The 17863-nt window shown below is 66.6% G+C and carries 17 protein-coding genes; 13 read left to right on the forward strand and 4 right to left on the reverse strand.

Features of this window, described 5'->3' with window-relative positions; all coding sequences use genetic code 11:
* The first annotated feature begins 103 nt into the window (after positions 1-103).
* The 9 genes from AC1DEM_RS01205 to AC1DEM_RS01245 all read left to right on the forward strand — a co-directional run bounded on the left by AC1DEM_RS01205 (position 104) and on the right by AC1DEM_RS01245 (position 9200).
* Positions 104-988: an N-acetylglucosamine kinase gene (locus tag AC1DEM_RS01205; protein WP_476882907.1), complete on the forward strand. Its 885-nt coding sequence runs from the start codon at positions 104-106 to the stop codon at positions 986-988.
* A gap of 34 nt (positions 989-1022) precedes the next feature.
* On the forward strand, positions 1023-1478 hold the full coding sequence (locus tag AC1DEM_RS01210; protein WP_476882725.1) for an NUDIX hydrolase: 456 nt from the start codon (positions 1023-1025) through the stop codon (positions 1476-1478).
* Between the two features lie 438 nt (positions 1479-1916).
* Positions 1917-3071: a ribosome small subunit-dependent GTPase A gene (gene rsgA / locus AC1DEM_RS01215; protein WP_476882908.1), complete on the forward strand. Its 1155-nt coding sequence runs from the start codon at positions 1917-1919 to the stop codon at positions 3069-3071.
* 241 nt (positions 3072-3312) lie between these two features.
* Positions 3313-4416, forward strand: coding sequence for an ABC transporter ATP-binding protein (locus AC1DEM_RS01220; protein ID WP_476882726.1), 1104 nt, complete (start codon positions 3313-3315; stop codon positions 4414-4416).
* Complete coding sequence (locus AC1DEM_RS01225) at positions 4416-5162, forward strand: ABC transporter permease (RefSeq protein ID WP_476882727.1); 747 nt, start codon at positions 4416-4418, stop codon at positions 5160-5162. The genes AC1DEM_RS01220 and AC1DEM_RS01225 overlap by 1 nt, the downstream gene beginning before the upstream one ends.
* Complete coding sequence (locus AC1DEM_RS01230; protein ID WP_476882728.1) at positions 5159-5905, forward strand: ABC transporter permease; 747 nt, start codon at positions 5159-5161, stop codon at positions 5903-5905. Before AC1DEM_RS01225 ends, AC1DEM_RS01230 begins: the two co-directional genes overlap by 4 nt.
* Positions 5902-6864: an ABC transporter substrate-binding protein gene (locus AC1DEM_RS01235; RefSeq protein ID WP_476882729.1), complete on the forward strand. Its 963-nt coding sequence runs from the start codon at positions 5902-5904 to the stop codon at positions 6862-6864. The genes AC1DEM_RS01230 and AC1DEM_RS01235 overlap by 4 nt, the downstream gene beginning before the upstream one ends.
* Positions 6865-7054: 190 nt before the next feature.
* Positions 7055-8275, forward strand: a complete 1221-nt coding sequence (locus tag AC1DEM_RS01240) for a pyridoxal phosphate-dependent aminotransferase (protein ID WP_476882730.1) — start codon at positions 7055-7057, stop codon at positions 8273-8275.
* Between the two features lie 70 nt (positions 8276-8345).
* Entirely contained in the window at positions 8346-9200 is an 855-nt protein-coding gene (locus AC1DEM_RS01245; protein WP_476882731.1) for a polyphosphate kinase 2 family protein, read from the forward strand.
* A 38-nt stretch (positions 9201-9238) separates the two neighbouring features.
* Here AC1DEM_RS01245 and AC1DEM_RS01250 read toward each other — a convergent pair whose 3' ends face one another.
* Together AC1DEM_RS01250 and xseA are read right to left on the reverse strand one after the other, a co-directional pair.
* Positions 9239-9469 (reverse strand): exodeoxyribonuclease VII small subunit, encoded by a 231-nt coding sequence (locus AC1DEM_RS01250; RefSeq protein ID WP_476882732.1) that lies wholly within the window; start codon positions 9467-9469, stop codon positions 9239-9241.
* A 150-nt stretch (positions 9470-9619) separates the two neighbouring features.
* Positions 9620-10906 carry an exodeoxyribonuclease VII large subunit gene (xseA, locus tag AC1DEM_RS01255; protein ID WP_476882733.1) on the reverse strand — a complete coding sequence of 429 codons (1287 nt, stop codon included), beginning with the start codon at positions 10904-10906 and terminating at the stop codon, positions 9620-9622.
* 243 nt (positions 10907-11149) lie between these two features.
* On the opposite strand from xseA, the gene AC1DEM_RS01260 reads away from it, so the two are divergent.
* Complete coding sequence (locus AC1DEM_RS01260; protein WP_476882734.1) at positions 11150-12010, forward strand: hypothetical protein; 861 nt, start codon at positions 11150-11152, stop codon at positions 12008-12010.
* Positions 12011-12020: 10 nt separating this feature from the next.
* Positions 12021-13109, forward strand: a complete 1089-nt coding sequence (locus AC1DEM_RS01265; protein ID WP_277522563.1) for a 4-hydroxy-3-methylbut-2-enyl diphosphate reductase — start codon at positions 12021-12023, stop codon at positions 13107-13109.
* A 59-nt stretch (positions 13110-13168) separates the two neighbouring features.
* On the opposite strand, the gene AC1DEM_RS01270 is transcribed toward AC1DEM_RS01265, so the two are convergent.
* Entirely contained in the window at positions 13169-14407 is a 1239-nt protein-coding gene (locus AC1DEM_RS01270; protein WP_476882735.1) for a DNA recombination protein RmuC, read from the reverse strand.
* A 175-nt stretch (positions 14408-14582) separates the two neighbouring features.
* Here AC1DEM_RS01270 and ychF point away from each other — a divergent pair, with 175 nt between their 5' ends.
* Positions 14583-15668: a redox-regulated ATPase YchF gene (ychF, locus tag AC1DEM_RS01275; protein ID WP_476882736.1), complete on the forward strand. Its 1086-nt coding sequence runs from the start codon at positions 14583-14585 to the stop codon at positions 15666-15668.
* 796 nt (positions 15669-16464) lie between these two features.
* Here ychF and AC1DEM_RS01280 read toward each other — a convergent pair.
* Positions 16465-17211, reverse strand: coding sequence for an SGNH/GDSL hydrolase family protein (locus AC1DEM_RS01280; protein WP_476882737.1), 747 nt, complete (start codon positions 17209-17211; stop codon positions 16465-16467).
* 117 nt (positions 17212-17328) lie between these two features.
* Here AC1DEM_RS01280 and AC1DEM_RS01285 point away from each other — a divergent pair, with 117 nt between their 5' ends.
* A complete protein-coding gene (locus AC1DEM_RS01285) occupies positions 17329-17559 on the forward strand; it encodes a hypothetical protein (protein WP_476882738.1) in 231 nt (76 codons plus the stop codon).
* The last annotated feature ends 304 nt before the right edge of the window (positions 17560-17863 follow it).

The following is a 17863-nucleotide window of genomic DNA, read 5'->3' on the forward strand; positions in this document are numbered from 1 at the left end:
CGGGCTCCTTGCAGCGATTCAGTAACCTGTTCCAGTGACTAACACTGACTTCCCGCCGGCGGCGGACTCCGTTCCATCTTCCACCACGTCATCCGCCGCGGCGATGACGGGCGCCGTGATCGGCCTGGACATCGGGGGCACCAAGACCAGGGGCGTCCGGTTCGAGGACGGCATGCCGGTGGCCGACGAATCCGTGGGCAGCTCCAATGTCCAGAACGTCAGCCTTGAGGAAGCGGCCCGCAACTTGGCGGAACTCTTCGGCATGATCGGCGGGGGAGCAGTCGGCCAGGTTTACGTCGGAGCCGGCGGCATCGACACCGACGACGACGCCGCGGCGCTCGCGGCACTGATTGCCCCCCACGTGCCCGGCGCGCGGATCACGGTGGTCCATGACACCCGGCTGCTGCTCGCTGCAGGCGGCGCCAGCACCGGCGTCGCAGTGATCGCCGGCACTGGCTCGGCCGCGTGGGGCAGGAACGGGAGCGGCGAGGAAGCCCGGGCCGGGGGCTGGGGCTACCTGCTCGGCGACGAGGGCAGCGGCTACTGGCTGGGCCGGGAGGCCGTCCGCCACAGCCTGCGGCGGATGAACCAGGGGCTGGAGCCGGACGAACTCACCAGCGCCCTGCTGGCATCCTGCGGCGTGGACCACCCGAACATGCTGATCGCACTGTTCCACTCGCCCGCGACCGGACGCCGCTTCTGGGCCCAGCAGGCCCGGCTCGTGGTGGAAGCTGCGGACGCCGGTCACGCGACGAGCCAGGCCCTCATGGACCAAGCCGGGAGCGACCTCGCCGACCTGGCAGCGCAGACCGTCCGGCAGCTGGGCCTCGAAGGTCCCGTCATTCTGGGCGGCGGGCTCGGCATGAACGTGCCGCGGCTGCAGGAGTCCTTCCGCGCGGCACTCGCCGCCGCGGGGATCACCGATGTCCGGGTCCTGGAGCAGGAGCCCGTCTTCGGGGTGCTCCAGTTAGTGGCGGAACAGGAATAGCCGGAGGCAATCCACCGGCTACTACGCTGGAGGGATGAGCATGCAATTCGACACCCGGCCTGCCGCTTACGCCGTCATCATCCGTGACGCCGAGATCCTCCTGGCGTACTGGAAGCAGGACGGCCGCGAGGGCTGGACGCTGCCAGGCGGCGGCCTTGACCTGGCCGAGCACCCGGTGGACGGCTGCCGCCGCGAGATCCACGAGGAAACGGGCTACGACGCCGAGGTCGGGGCCATGCTGGGGATCGACGTCGGGCACTGGCCATCCGAAGTCCGGCTCGACGGCGGCGAGCGGGACTTCCAGTCGCTCCGGCTGGTCTACGAGGCGAGGATAACGGGCGGGGAGCTGCGCCACGAGGTGAACGGGAGCACCACCCACGCGGCCTGGATTCCGCTGGATGCCGTGGCCGAGCTGAACCGGGTCTCGCTGGTGGATGCCGGTCTGCGCCTGTACCGCGAGAGGCCGCTGAACGGAAAACTTTCCGGTTAAATCGCTAGCCAGGCGCAGGCCCCATGGCTATTCTGTAGAAACCGCCGGACAGAAACGCAGCAACCCAATAAACGTAGGTGCAGTCCGTGGGCGGGATCAGGCGGGATCAGACAGGGCCGGCCGCAGCAAACCGGCCAACGACGGGGAGGTGGAAGCAATGAATGCGATATTTCTGAGCGCGCAGCGCACCGATACAAGCCATGTCATTACTCCTGCCCCGTCCCACGGCGCAGCCTAGCCATCCAGCGCTAGTCTCCACGCACTCGGCGTCTCTTGACGCCACCGCGCAACTGCGCCGCATCACGGGGCCCCATCAAAGGGTTTTCGTTGACTACACCTGCTGCATCGCCGGGCGCCCGCCGCGCCCTCTTCACCGATTCATCTGATTCATCCCTCTCCGATTCAGCCGGGCCCGATTCAGCCGGGCCCAATTCAGTCCTGCCCGCAAATGACGGCGGCCCCGAGGGGCCAGTCCACTACGGTTACACGGCCGGCGTCGCGGAGCGGTTCGCGGCCCATCCCGTGCCGGGCGGCCACCGCCCCGGCCGCGTCATCCGGGTGGACCGCAACCTCGTCCTGGTGGCCGACGGCGACGGGACCGCGCACCTGCCCTATCCGCGCGGCGGGGAGCTTCCCGCCACCGGGGACTGGGTCTGGCTGGGCTCGAACGCGGCGGGGGAGCCCGCCATCGTGGGCATAGTGCCGCGCCACTCGGAGCTGAGCCGCAAGCGTGCCTTCGAAGCCTCCTCCGAGGCGCAGGTCCTTGGCGCCAACATGGACGTTGTCGGGATCGTCGTTCCGGTGGACCGTCCGCTCACGCACAACCGGCTCGAACGGACGCTGGTCGCGGCCTGGGACTCGGGTGCCACGCCGCTCGTGATCATCACGAAGGCGGACCTCGCGGACGACGTCGTGGGCGCGGTCGTACGCCAATCGGCGGGCGTCGACGTCGTCACCACCTCCGCCGAGAACGGCGACGGGCTCGACGAACTGCTGGGCCATCTGCCGCCCGGCGGCACGCTGGTGCTGCTGGGGCCCTCGGGCGCCGGCAAGTCCACGCTCATCAATGCCCTCGCCGGGGCAGCGACCCAAGAGATCGGGGCAGTCCGCGCCGGCGACGGTAAGGGCAGGCACACCACCACGTCCCGAGCGCTCGTTCCCCTGCCCGGCGGCGCCGTCTTGATGGACACACCCGGGGTGCGCGGCTTCGGGATCTTCGACGCCGAGGACGGAATGGAGGAGATGTTCGGCGACCTCGAAGAGCTTTTCGGGCACTGCCGCTTCTCGGGTTGCGCGCACGACCGGGAGCCCGGCTGCGCCATCCAGGCTGCGCTCGCCGACGGCGTCCTGGCCGAACGCCGCTGGGCCAGCTACCTGAAGCTGCAGCGCGAACTCGCCGCCCTGGCCCGCCGCCACGACGCGGCCGCGCGGCGGGCCTACCAGCGCGAATGGCACCAAAAGATTGTGGTGGCGGCCAAGAGCCAGCGGTCGGCCCAGCGGGACAGCCAGGAAAATGCGCGCGACCGCGAAGGCAAAGGCAGTCATGGCAGCGGCAAGAGTGGGGCTAAGGGCGGCCGGCGGCGGGCCCGTTGAGGCACGTCCCGCGGTGACACCTACGGTCCCTGTGGCGCACCGGAAGCATTTCCGGTGCGCCACCCATCCGAAATCGTTGTGCTTCCGAAGCCTTACGGGAGCCGCGGCGCCGCTGACTGCATTTTCATGACAATGTCATGAGTGCTCGTTACTCTAAGTGCTAACTGCTTTATGGCCAGCAAACTGATGAAGCTGGCTGGTCTCTGTCGATGTTGCCGCCAACAGTTAGGTAAGCCCGGAAATGGCCGAAGCCATGATCGAGTTCCAGAACGTCACGAAGCAGTACCAAGGTGGCCAGCCCGCCGTTGACGGGCTGACCATGTCGATCGACAAGGGCGCCATCACGGTGTTCGTGGGACCATCCGGTTGTGGGAAGACCACCTCCCTGCGGATGATCAACCGCATGGTGGAACCCACCTCCGGCGTCATCACCGTCGACGGGGCTGATGTCACTTCAGTGCCGGCCGCCCAGCTGCGCCGGTCCATGGGCTACGTCATGCAATCTTCCGGGTTGATGCCGCACCGCTCAGTGCTGGACAACATCGCCACCGTTCCACGGCTTAACGGTGTGTCCAAAGCCGACGCCCGCAAGCGCGCTCAGGAACTGCTCGACGTCGTCGGGCTGGCATCCTCCCTCGGCAAGCGGTACCCATCGCAGCTCTCCGGCGGCCAGCAGCAGCGCGTGGGCGTGGCCCGGGCGCTCGCGGCCGATCCTCCGGTGCTGCTGATGGACGAGCCCTTCAGCGCCGTGGACCCGGTGGTCCGCGATGAACTGCAGAAGGAGCTGCTCCGCCTCCAGCATGACCTGGCCAAGACGATCGTCTTTGTCACTCACGACATCGACGAGGCCACCGTCCTGGGCGACAAAGTGGCCGTATTCGCCGTCGGCGGGAAGCTGGCGCAGTACGCCGCCCCGCAGGAAATCCTGCGGGCCCCGGCAAACGAATTCGTGGCCGCCTTCGTGGGCCGCGACCGCGGGTTCCGGCACCTTGCGTTCAGCCCCTCCGACGGGGTCACCATCCACCCGGTCCGCACTGTCACGGCCGAACGGCTCCGGGAGGCGGGCAGCTCCGACGGCTGGCAGTTGGTGGTTGACGACGCGCTCCGTCCCCTTGGCTGGGCCGGGCCCGGCAGTGCCACCGCAGCCGGTCCGGCGATGGTCCCGGGCGGCTCCCTGTTCCGCAAGGGGGACACGCTCCGCCGGGCCCTGGACGCGGCGCTGTCCTCGCCATCGGGCCTCGGCGTCGCCGTGGACGACGACGGCCGCGTGGCCGGGGTTATCGTGGCCACGGAAGTGCTCGCTGTGATTGAGTCAGACCGCAGCATCCGGCACGGAGGGCTCTGATGGAGTGGTTCCTGGCCAACAGGGCGGAGGTCTTTAGCCTCGCCGGCCAGCACCTCATCCTGGCCATCCTGCCGATGGTGTTCGGGGTCCTCATTGCCATCCCGCTGGCCCAGCTCGCCCGGCAAAACCGCGGGTTCCGGTCCACCGTGCTCACGGGGTCCTCGCTGCTCTACACGATCCCGTCCCTGGCGCTCTTCATCATCCTGCCGACCATCCTCGGAACGCGGATCCTAGATCCGGTCAACGTGGTCGTGGCCCTGACCATTTACGCCGTTGCCCTGCTGGTGCGCGCCGCGCTGGATGCCTTCGACTCGGTGGACGAGGACCTCCGGCAGGCGGCCGTCGCGATGGGTTTCAAACCCTTCGCCCGCTTCATGCAGATCGATCTGCCGCTGTCCTTGCCAGTCATGTTCGCCGGGCTGCGCGTGGTCTCGGTCAGCAACATCTCGCTGGTCAGCGTCGCGGCACTGCTCGGGATCGGCAACCTCGGAATGCTCTTCACCTCCGGCCTGCAACGTGATTTCGTCACCGAGGTTGTGGTGGGCATCATCGCCATCCTGATCCTCGCGCTGCTGATGGACGCCATCCTCGTCCTGCTCGAACGACTGCTAACCCCGTGGACCCGGGCCGCTGCGGCGACGGGTGCTGGCGCCGGTTCAGATGCAGGCGCCGGTGAGGACACGGCTGGCGCCGTTGATGGGGCCTTGCTGCTTTCACGCCCCAAGACCGGAGGGGGAAACGCATGAGCAATGTCGTCACGGACACCTTTGCCTGGCTCGCCAATCCGGAGAACTGGTCCGGCAGCGCCGGAATCCCGACGCGGCTGACCGAGCACCTGCTCTACACGGGCCTGGTGATGCTGATCGCCATCGCCATCGCCGTCCCCATAGGCCTCTACGTCGGACACACCGGCCGCGGGCGGGTTGCCATCGTGGCACTCGCCGGCGCGCTGCGCGCCCTGCCCACCCTCGGCTTGTTGACCCTCTTCGTCCTGCTCGCCGGCATCGGTCTGATGCCGCCAATCTGGGCCCTCGTGATCCTGACCGTGCCGCCCCTGCTGGCCGGCACCTACGCCGGGATCTCCAGTGTCGACCGCAATGTAGTGGACGCCGCCCGCGCCATGGGCATGACCGAATGGCAGGTCCTGTTCCGGGCGGAATTCCCCAACGCGCTGCACGTGATGTACGGAGGCTTCCGGACCGGGGTGCTCCAGGTGATCGCGACTGTTTCCGTGGTCGCCTACATCAACCTGGGCGGCCTGGGCCGCTACCTGTTCGACGGGCTCGTGCTCTCCGACTTCCCGCAAATGCTGGGCGGCTCCTTGCTGATCGCCGCCCTCGCCATCGCCGTCGATCTTGTCCTCGCCCTGATTCAGAGGCTGTTCCTGTCACGGGGCGCCTCGACCCAGCCAAACCGCAGCCAGCAGGCTGCGGTTGATCTCACAGACCCCGTACTCGCGGGGACTGTTCTTCAAGGAGGTAAGTCATGAAGGAATCCCGCCAACAAGCCCTCGGCAGGCGCGCGTTCGGCGCGGTGGCCGCCGGCGTCGGCCTGGCTATGGCCTTGTCCGCCTGCGGAGGTTCATCCAACCCGCTGAGCTCGGCCCCGGCCAGCGGCGGCGCCTCCGGTTCAGGCGGCGCCCTGGTGATCGGCTCCGCCGATTTCCCGGAGAGCCAGATCCTGGCGGAGGTCTACGCCGGCGCCCTGAACGCCGCGGGTGTCACGGCCAGCACCAAGCCGAACATCGGCTCCCGCGAGGTCTACATCAAAGCAGTCCAGGACGGGTCGGTGGATGTTGTGCCCGACTACAGCGGCAACCTGCTGCTGTACGTAAACAAGGACGCCACCGAGGTTTCGGCCGAGGACATTGCGAAGGCCCTCCCGACCAAGCTCCCGCAGGGCCTGGCCGTGCTGGATGCCTCCAAAGCCGAGGACAAGGACGCCATGGTGGTTACCAAGGCCACTGCCGAGAAGCACCAGCTGAAGTCCATCGAAGACATGGCGAAGGTTTGCAGCGACCTCGTGATCGGCGCCCCGGCGACCTTCGCCGAGCGCGCGTACGGGCTGCCCGGCCTGAAGAAGAACTACAACTGCGTCCCGAAGAAGCTTGAACCGTTCAGCGACGGCGGCGGCGCCGTCACGCTCAAGGCCCTGCTCTCGGACCAGGTCCAGGTGGCGGACATCTACACCACCACCCCGTCCATCCCGGACAACGACCTCGTGGTGCTGGAGGATCCGAAGAACAACTTCATCGCCCAGCAGGTACTGCCGCTGTACAACACCGCCAAGATGACGGACAAAGCGAAGGAAGCCCTCAACTCCGTCTCCAAGGTCCTCACCACGGAAGACCTCATCAACCTCAACCGTGCCGTGAGCGGCAGCCAGAAGCAGAACCCGAAGGACGCGGCGGACGCGTGGCTGAAGGAGAAGGGCATCGTCAAGCAGTAGCCGGCACTGCGGGACCGCCGTGGCAACATGCCGCGGCGCCCCCTGTCTGGCCGCTGGCCACGACTGACCTGCCAACGACGCCGGTGCCCCGGCTTGCAGTCCGGGCACCGGCGTCGTTGTTGTTACTGCCGGGTCCGTGTGTGAGTCATGTCTCAGCGGAAGTACATCCTCCATATGGCATATTTGATGGATGGCAGAATTCAAGCAGTCCACCAAGCTTCATAATGTCCTTTACGACATCCGTGGACCGATTCTTCAGGCCGCCCAGCAGATGGAGGCGGAGGGTCACCGGATCCTCAAACTGAACATCGGAAACCCGGCCCCGTTTGGGTTTGAAGCGCCGGACGCGATCCTGGTGGACATGATCCGCCACCTGCCGCACGCCCAGGGCTACAGCGACTCGCGCGGCATTTTCTCCGCCCGCACCGCCGTCTCGCAGTACTACCAGACCCGCGGGATCCAGAACATCCACGTCGATGACGTCTATCTCGGCAACGGCGTCAGCGAACTGATCACGATGTCGCTTATGGCCCTGCTCGACGACGGCGACGAGGTCCTCATCCCCACCCCGGACTACCCGCTGTGGACTGCCTCGGTTGCCCTGGCCGGCGGGAAGCCCGTGCACTACCTCTGCGACGAGGAAACCGGCTGGCAGCCGGACCTTGAGGACCTGGAAGCGAAGATCACCCCTCGCACCAAGGGCATCGTGATCATTAACCCGAACAACCCCACGGGTGCGGTGTATCCGAAAGCGACGCTGAAAAAGATCGTCGCCCTCGCCGAGAAACACGGCCTCGTGCTCTTCGCCGACGAAATCTACGAGAAGATCCTTTACGAAGACGCGGTGCACGTAAACCTCGCCTCGCTCACCGGCGACGACGTCCTGTGCCTGACCTTCAGCGGTCTCTCCAAGGCCTACCGGGTCTGCGGGTTCCGGGCCGGCTGGATGGCCATCTCCGGCCCGAAAAAGGACGCCGCCGACTACCTCGAGGGCATCAACCTTCTCGCCAACATGCGCCTCTGCGCCAACGTCCCGGCCCAGCACGCCATCCAGACCGCACTCGGCGGCTACCAGAGCATCAACGATCTGATCCTGCCCGGGGGACGCCTCCTAGAGCAGCGGAACAAGGCCTACGACATGCTCAACGCCATCCCGGGCGTCAGCACGCAGCAGGCCCGCGGGGCGATGTATCTGTTCCCGAAGCTGGACCCCGAGGTCTACCACATCCGCGACGACGAGAAATTCGTCCTGGACCTGCTCCGCGAGCAGAAGATCCTCCTGTCCCACGGCAGGGCGTTCAACTGGGTCCGGCCGGACCACTTCCGGATGGTGACGCTGCCAAACGTCAAGGACCTCGAGGAAGCGATCAACCGCATGGCGGACTTCCTGAGCCGGTACAAGGGGAACTAGGCTTCGATCAGCAGCGGAGTTCGGGGACTCGCCCGCGCAGCGGCTGCACGAAACTGGAAAGAGGCTTTCCATGACAGATGCTGTGATGTTCGAGCGGCACCCCGCCGAGACGCTGCTCGTCGGAAAAAAATTCAAGCTGAAGGACTGCGACCCGGACTCCACCCCGGGCTACCCGGGCGGGAAATCCGACGGCGAGGCGCTCCTGGCAGAACTCGATGGCAAGCTGACCACCCTGCAGGAGCAGCTTTTCGCCGAATCCCGGTTTGGCGGCACCAAGCGCGTCCTGCTCGTCCTGCAGGCGATGGATACTGCAGGCAAGGGCGGGATCGTCAAGCATGTAATGGGCCAGATGGACCCGCAGGGTGTCCAGCTCAAGTCCTTCAAGGCGCCGACCCCGGAGGAGAAATCCTACGATTTCCTCTGGCGGATCGAGAAGGCAGTGCCGGCGGCCGGCATGGTGGGCGTTTTTGACCGCTCGCATTACGAGGACGTCCTTATTCACCGGGTCCACCGCTGGGCAAGCCCCGAGGAACTGGAGCGGCGCTACAAGGCCATCAACGAATTCGAGGCGAGGCAGGCGGCAGCCGGGACCACGGTGGTCAAGGTCATGCTCCACGTCAGCCGGGACGAGCAGAAGGACCGGCTGCTCGCCCGGCTGGATGACGAAACCAAGGTGTGGAAGTACAGCAGCACCGACCTCAAGGAGCGCGCCTTCTGGAGCGACTACATGGATGCGTACGAGAAGGCGTTCGAGGAGACGGCAACTGACATCGCGCCTTGGTACGTCGTGCCGGCCAACAAGAAGTGGTACGCCCGCATCGCGGTGCAGCAGCTGATGCTGGACGCCTTGGAAGGGCTGAAGCTGAAGTGGCCGGATCCGGAGTTCGACGTCGATCTGGAACGGAATCTGGTCGAGCGCTCCTAATACGGAGGGAACCGGCACGCCGCGGCGGAGTTCGTCGCCTAGCCCTTATCCGCGGCGTGGTCCCGGGCAGCGGCGAGCCGCTTGCGGGCGCCTTCGAGCCACTGTTCGCAGCGCTTGGCCAGTGCCTCACCGCGTTCCCACAGCGCGAGCGATTCCTCCAGGCTGGCGCCGCCGGCCTCCAGCTTGCCCACCACTGCGACCAGCTGCTCGCGGGCGTCCTCGTAGCTGAGGGCCTCGATGTCGGCGTTCGGGCTGGATTCTTCTGCCATGCGGATGCTCCTTGGTTGTCGCGGTTTCTGCTTCCGCGGTGTCTGTTCGATGGTGCTCTTCAGTGGTGCTGTGCAGTGGTGCTGCCGGGTTGGCGGCTGATTCCCGAAAGTGACGCCGGATCAAGCGCTACCCGGCTTTGGTCGGCTGGGTCAGTCCTCGGCCGGCGCCTCGCCGCCGGTGGATTGGGCGGTGAACCGGCCGCCGGCCACCCGCACAGTAAGGTCGGTGCCGGCGGGCGCCTGCGAGGGGTGCCGCACCACGTCCCGGTGCGTCGCGGGGGCCGTTCCGGAGCCGGCGAGCTGGACCACCGCGTAGCCGCGATCCAGCGTCTTTTGCGGCGAGAGCGCGCGCACCTGCGCCTTGAGGTGGACCAGCTGGTCCGCTGCCCGCACGACGGCGGCGCTGATGGACGAGAACGAGCGGACTTTGAGCCGCTCGACGTCGTCGTGGCGCTGGGAGATCATGACATCGGGGGAGAGCAGCACGGGACGGGAGCGCAGGGACGCTAACCGGTCGCCCTCGCGTTCAACGAGCCGGGTGACTCCACGACGGAGCTGATCCCGTGCCTGCCGGACCCGGACGAGCTCTTCTGCGACATCCGGAACGATCCTCTTCGCGGCATCGGTGGGCGTTGAGGCCCTCAGGTCTGCGACGTCGTCGAGGATGGGCCGGTCCGCTTCGTGCCCGATCGCGCTCACCACGGGGGTGGACGCGTCCGCGACGGCCCGGATGAGCTCCTCGCTGCTGAACGGCAGCAGGTCCTCGAGGGCGCCTCCACCGCGGGCGATGACGATGACGTCAACCACGGGGTGGGCGTCGAGCTCCCGCAATGCCGCGATCATCTGGGCTACGGCGGTGTTGCCTTGGACCGCTACTTCGCGGATCTCGAATTCGACGGCGGGCCAGCGCAGGGCAGCGTTGCGAAGCACATCCTTCTTGGCGTCAGAGTCCCGGCCGGTGATCAGGCCGATCCGGTGCGGGAGCAGGGGGAGCCGTTTCTTCCGGGCATCGGCAAAGAGCCCCTCTGCGGCGAGGGCCTGGCGCAGCCGCTCGATCCTGGCGAGGAGGTCGCCGAGACCCACAGGCCGGATGTCCTTCACGGACATGTTCAGCCGGCCCGTCTTGAGCCAAAATTCGGCCTTGATCAGGGCTACAACCCGGGAACCGCGTTCCAGCGGAGCGGCCTGGCGGTCCAGCACGGTGGTCCAGACCGACGCCGGCAGCGAGATTTCGGCGTCGATGTCCCGGAGCGTCAGGTAGGCGTTGCTGCCGCGACGGTTGAGCTCGATCACCTGCCCCTCAACCCATGCCGAGGGCGCACGGTCGATGTGCATCTTGAGCTTCTGGGACAGCAACTGCAGCGGCCAGGGGTTGTCCGGGCTGGTTTCAGCCGCTGTGGCCGGTAGCGTGGTGGCCGCGGCCACGTCCTCAGACACGCCGGGGCTCCATGGCCGAAGGTGCCCTGTGGAGTGCCTTGTGGAAAGCCCTGTGCATTTGCGTGCGTGTCCTTTGCCCGAGGGGGTTGCCGGCGGCCCGCTCCCCGGCGGGTGAGCCGGCCGGCAGCCGGAAGTTGTCTCTTTCAACTCTATCCATAGCTCTACCACCGGGGCCCGACTTTATGGCCGCGCCCTGCCCCGCCCTAGGATGGGAGGGACCGCCATCGACCTCCTAGGAACCCCTTGCGCACTTTTGTCTCTGCCGCCGCCGTCCTTGTCGGGCTACTGATGGCAGCTGTCGCTGTTCCAGCCATGTGGGCGGACCGCAACATTGTCCAGGAAGAGGGCTTTGTTGCCCTGACCGCACCCCTGGGCAAGAACCCGGCGTTCCAGCAGCGGCTGGCCACGGCAGCCGTCGACGGCTTGGCCTCCAGCGCCGGCATCCCGGAGGCCCTCACCGAGCTTGCCCGGCCGGTCCTGGACAAAGCGGCACAGTCGCTCACGGGACTGCCCGGCTACTCCGAGGCCTGGGCTGAAACCCTGCGCAAGAGCCACCGCCTCACGTTCGCCGACCCCAGCACGCTGCCGCCGGAGGTTGACGGCACGTCGTCGCTAACTTTGGATGTCGCACCGCTTGTCGGGCTGGTGGCCAAGCAGGTAACCGAAGCCACCAAGCTTCCGATGGAGGCCCCCGCCCAGGTGCTGATCCATATCGGGCAGTCCAACCAGCGCCAGCTGATCGAACGCGTCACCGTCTTCGCCCCGATGGGTTATGCCGTTGCCGTCGGCGCCGGCATCGCCTTCGTCCTGGCGTTCGTTGCGGCCCGACGTCGGTGGACCGTCCTGGTCGGCATGGGCGTCGGAGCGCTGGTGCTCGCCGGGGCGTGGAAGCTGGCCAGCGATGTCGCCAGCGCCGCCGTCGCCGGGACCTCGAGCGGCAACGATGTGGCGGAGCTCTTCAAGAACGAGTTTGTCGTGGCGAGCTCTGCCAGTTTTGGCCAGTGGATCGTCGCTACTGCAGTGGCGGGGGCAGCCCTGCTGGCCGCAGGTGTGGCTGTCCGCGTCGCCGGAGGCCGCAAACGGGGCAAGAGTGAACACCGGTAGCATGGGGGGCATGACCTCCACCGCTGTTTCCGTTCCGATGCCATCCGTTCCGCGCCGGCGGCGTTCACCGGAAGATGTTCTGGCGGCGGCACCTGTCGCCGGTCCCAAAAAGGTCCTGCTGGCCGCCCCGCGCGGCTACTGCGCCGGCGTTGACCGTGCGGTCATCGCGGTGGAAAAAGCCTTGGAGCACTACGGCCCGCCGGTCTACGTCCGCAAGCAGATCGTGCACAACGTCCATGTTGTCAGCTCCCTGGAGGAGAAGGGCGCCATCTTCGTCGATGAAACCGACGAGGTCCCGGAAGGGGCCCTCGTGATCTTTTCCGCGCACGGTGTCTCGCCCGCCGTCGTCCAGTCCGCCGAGGACCGCGGCCTGCGTACCATTGACGCGACGTGCCCGCTGGTCACCAAGGTGCACCGCGAAGCCGTCCGGTTCGCCAAAGATGACTTCGACATCCTGCTGATTGGCCACGACGGCCATGAGGAAGTGGAAGGCACCGCCGGCGAGGCTCCTGAGCACATCCAGATCATCAACGGCCCGCACGAGGTCGACAAGGTCACGGTCCGCGACCCGGAGAAGGTCATCTGGCTCTCGCAGACCACCCTCAGCGTGGACGAAACCATGGAGACTGTGCGCCTGCTCAAGGAACGGTTTCCCACCCTGCAGGATCCGCCCAGCGACGACATCTGCTACGCCACCACCAACCGCCAGGTGGCGATCAAGAAGATCTCGCCCCAGGCGGAACTCGTGATCGTGGTGGGCTCCGCCAACTCATCGAACTCCGTCCGCCTCGTGGAGGTGGCACTGGAATACGGTGCCAAGGCCTCCTACCGGGTGGACTTCGCCAACGAGGTCGACGAGACCTGGTTCGAGGGCGTCGCCACGGTGGGCGTGACATCCGGGGCCTCTGTCCCGGAAGTTCTCGTCAAGGACGTGCTCCGGCTCCTGGCCGACTATGGCTACGGATCGGTCGAGGAAGTCGTCACGGCCGAGGAAGACCTTCTTTTCTCCCTGCCGAAGGAACTCCGGGCCACCCTGAAGCAGGCCGGCGACGTCACCCGCGCCCTCGGCGGCCGCGGCACCCGCCCCGAACAGTCCTAGGCGCTGATCAGTCGCAGGTACTGACCAGTCCCGGGCACCGAAAACCCTTGGCACCAGTCCTAAGCCGCGGACTCTTCGGACTGGTGCCGGGGCTGCAGCTCCGGGGCCGCCACTGCCCGCGGCGTGACCTCGACTGCAGGCGGAGTGACCAGACCGGCGGATTCGAGGGCGTTCAGCTTCCTGGCCGTGGGCAGGACCCGGGCCTCAAGGGTTCCGACCATGGAGTTGTACCGCTCCACCGAAGTCTTCAGCGATGACCCCAGCTTGGTGACGTTCTCGCCGAGGGTGCCCATCCGGTCATAGAGCTGCCGTGCCAGTTCGAAGAGCTCCCGGGCGCTGTCCGTCAACACGTCCTGCCGCCACGTGAACGCCACCGACTTCAGCACCGCCAGCAACGTCCCGGGAGAGGCCAGGACCACGTTCTTGGACAGGGCATAGTCGAGCAAGGCCGGGTCCGCCGAGAGGGCGGCGGCCAGGATGGACTCCGCCGGCAGGAAACACACCACCAGCTCCGGAGAGTTGCCGGGGATGTCCCAGTACTTCTTGCTGCCCAGCGCGTCCACGTGGGTCTTGAGGGCCTTGGCATGCGCCGCGAGGTGCGCCTGCTGGCTGCCGGGCAGCTGCGAGGACTGCTGGCCCGACTGGGCGGCTCCGAGGTCCTGGGCGGCGAGATACGCCGCCAGCGGGACCTTTGCGTCGACAACGAGCTGCTTGTCCCCGGGCAGCTGCACCACGAGATCGGGCCGGAGGCTGCCGTCCGGCCCGGAGCTGTGGGCCTGCCCGCTGTGGACCTGTTCATGGAAATCCACATGCCGGAGCATGCCTGCTGCCTCGACCACCCGGCGCAGCTGGACCTCGCCCCACTGGCCGCGGGCGCTGTTGGAGCGCAGGGCCGACTCCAGCGCATGCGTAGAGCGCAGCAGCTGCTCATCGGACAGGCGGGCCTCCTGCAGCTGCTGGGCCAGCTGGCCATACTGCTCCAGCCGGTCGCGTTCGAGCAGGGACACCTGCTGCTGCACGGCCGTGAGCTTCTCCGCCACGGGCGCCAGCGCCCGGAGCACACTGCCGTCCTGGTTCCGGGACTCGCCCAGTTCCCGGTTCTGTGCCGCGAGAAGGCGCCTCTCGGCGTCGGCGGCGGCGAACTGGGCGCTGACGTCGGAGAGCCGGGCCGATACGCCGTCAAAGTCCTGTTCCACGGCCAGATAGCGCCGGCGGAGCAGAACATAGACGACGGCGGCGCCGGCAACGGCGCCCGTGAGCAGCATGAGCAGGGCAAGAATCAGTGCAAAAGCATCCATGACTTCACTGTGGCATGCCCCTGTGACAGTTTTGGCTGCGACGCCCGGAACGCCCCGGACTTACACCCAGGAACGTGCGTGCAGGCCGGCCGTGCAGGCCGTCATGCCATCCCGCTCGCCGGCCCTCACCGGCCGCCGCAACGATCACCGGTCCGTGCGGGTAGAATATATGCTCGTGGCACTTACTATTGGCATCGTCGGACTGCCCAACGTCGGCAAATCAACCCTTTTCAACGCACTGACCCGCAACCAGGTCCTCGCGGCGAACTACCCGTTCGCCACGATCGAGCCGAACATCGGCGTCGTGAATCTGCCGGACGCCCGGCTTGAAAAGCTCGCCGGCATCTTTGGCTCCGCGCGCCTGCTGCCCGCCGCCGTGTCCTTCGTGGACATCGCCGGCATCGTCAAGGGCGCTTCCGAGGGCGAGGGCCTTGGTAACCAGTTCCTCGCCAACATCCGCGAGGCCGAGGCCATCGCGCAGGTTGTCCGCGTGTTCGATGACCCGGACGTCATCCACGTCGACGGCAAGGTTGATCCCAGTTCCGACATGGAGACGATCAACACCGAGCTGATCCTGGCCGATCTGCAGACCATCGAAAAGGCCATCCCCCGGATCGAAAAAGAAGTAAAGATCAAGAAGCGCGATGCGGCCGAGCTCGCGGCCATCCTGGCGGCGCAGGCAGTGTTGGAACGCGGCGACACCATTTTCTCCTCCATCAAGAGCGACAAGCTGGAGATGGAGCACCTCAAGGAACTCGGCCTGCTGACGGCCAAGCCGTTCATCTATGTCTTCAACTCCGACGAGGGCATCCTCGGCAGCCCGGAGAAGCAGGCGGAACTGCGAGCCCTCGTGGCTCCGGCCGATGCCATCTTCCTGGACGCGAAGCTTGAGTCCGATCTGGTGGAGCTCGACGAGGCAGAAGCCCGCGAGATGCTGGAAATGAACGGTCAGGATGAATCCGGACTGGACCAGTTGGCCCGCGTCGGCTTCCACACCTTGGGACTGCAGACCTACCTGACGGCCGGCCCCAAGGAAACTCGGGCATGGACCATCCGCCAGGGCGACACCGCCCCGCAGGCGGCCGGCGTGATCCACTCCGATTTCCAGCGCGGCTTCATCAAGGCCGAGGTCGTCTCGTTCGATGACCTGGTCGAGGCAGGCTCCATGGCCGAGGCGAAGGCCCGCGGCAAGGTCCGGATCGAAGGCAAGGAATACGTCATGGCCGACGGCGACGTGGTCGAATTTAGATTCAACGTATAGCTCCTGAGCCCTTTTGCGATGGCCGCCAAGAACACATGTTCTTGGCGGCCATGCGCTTTTTGACGATTCCCCCAGCCGGCCCGTGTCCTACTTCGAGGGGATGCACCGGTGGTCCCTGAATGCCGCGGACCCGGGCAGCTGCGTGCTTTACCTGGCACGGCACGAGGGCAGGCTTCTGGCTGCGGCGCGATCTACGTGCGCAAGGGCCGGATCTCCTGGTACGTCTGCGCGGCCAGTTCCTCCCAGGAGCGCAACCTCTTTGCCCAGCGCGCTAGCGGCTAGCAACACCTCAGGGAAGGCCGGTTCGTTGCCTCGTTGATGTCCTCCGGCAGGGTGCCTCGCTGCGCCACTGAAGGGCCTTCGCGGGGACGACGTTCCCGGAGCAGCTTGCTGTTCGCAGTGTCACTTCCGATATCCAGATAATGCCGGACCGGGGCGCCGAATTGGGTTGGGACGACGCTGTCACGCCCGCGCAGATGAGCTGCTCCGTCACGTTGCCCGACGAGCGTGGAACGGGCAGTCACGAGGCGCGCTCCAGATGAGCACCACCGCGACCAGTGTGCACGCGAATGCCGCCAGGGCGGTCGCGCCGGCGACCGGGTGGCTCTGACGAAGCATCCGGCACAGTCTGCGGATCGCTCATGCCCAGAGTTCAGCCGTGCTTCCCCGATGGCTCAGGGTGCGCCTCCGCGGGCGCTGAGCGGCCCCGTCAGGGATTTGCCAAAGTCCGGGGTTATCGTGCAGCCGGGGTAATCTGGTCGCTGCAGCAGGCTGGCCCGGCCGGATGGAGGAGCCCTCACGGCTGCATCCGTTTCTGCGCCACCTCACCAAGGGCGGCGGCGATCTGCTGGTGGCCGGTGGCGTTGGGATGTATGCCGTCGGTGGCCAGGTAATGGGTTTCGTCGTAGGCGTAGTCGGGGCCTTTGAACGCCGCGCGCAGGTCGACGTACGGCGACCCGGTCTGCGCCGCGACTTCCCGGATCTCCGTGTTGACCTTGTCGGTGACGCTAGCCGCCGCGTCTGCGTAGGCCTGGCCCTGCTGTTGTGCATACTGGCCGCCAAGCCAGACGCTCCAGTAGTCCAGCAGCACTACTTTCACCGCGTGGCCGGCGGAGAGTTCGTGCACGCGGTCCACGATGGCGTGCAGGTTCGCCCTGAGATCCGTGATCTTGGGCTGGTAGCAGGCCACGTCGGTTCCGCACGAGCTGGAAGGCGCCACGTCGTTCGCGCCCACTTCGATCTCCACCAGGCGCGCAGCCTTGACCTGGTCGATCGTGGCGCTTGCGTTGCTCAGCTGGTGAAGCAGGTCGAAGCTGGTGAATCCGGCGACCGCCTCGTTTGAAGCCGTGACCGCAGGTCCGTCCGGTGACGACAAGTCCGAGGCGCTGAGCTGCGGGTACGGCGTGCAATCGCAGGCGGTGCCCGCCGGTATGGAATCACCCAATGCGGCCAGCGACCATGCCGCGGTGGGCGTTGGGGACGGGCTGCCCGCCGGTGAGCTGCAAGCTGCCAGCGCGACCGTCAGAAGTCCCAGTGTAAGCACTGCCAACCGTATGGCCATCCGGTGCCTGCCCACGCCGGATGCTGGCGCCAGGAGCTGGCGGCGGGAACGAAACGATGGCGGGCGAGCCGCAGTACCGGCCACAACACGATTCTACGCTTGTCGAAGTTGCTGGCGCAGCGTCGCGCCATCGAAACCGATCTCGGTTCCCTCCTCGAATGGGACGACAGGCCTGACAGCAAGGCATGCAAGCTGACCATCAACCGTCCCGGCGACTTCCAGGACGAGGCTCAGTCGCAAGAACTGGTCGAGTGGCTGGCAACGGGGGACAGGTTCGCGCGCGTCATACCGGAGTACTGGGGACAACTGAAGGTTCACCCGAGATACTGATGCCGCAGGTCAACGGGCAGGAATCGGCCGAAGCCAAGTCTGCGCCGGTTAGACACGACGTATCTGTGTGGGATGAGGAATCGCTCCACTGCTGGATCGCCCTGAACGGACGATGGTCCCGGAACGGACGCGGGAACCTGGCCTCGGCTGTGATCGCAGGGCAGTGGGGCCAGGCGTTCTTCCGTGAGGTGACGTCGTCGAATTCCGTTTCAACGTTTGACGTCCCCCGCCCGGCAGAGCGGTAATTCTGTCAAGTAATTAACGATTAACTGGAGGAGCCTCGATTTTCGGATCGGGGCTTTTT

The organism is Arthrobacter sp. 05T420 (assembly GCF_056396305.1).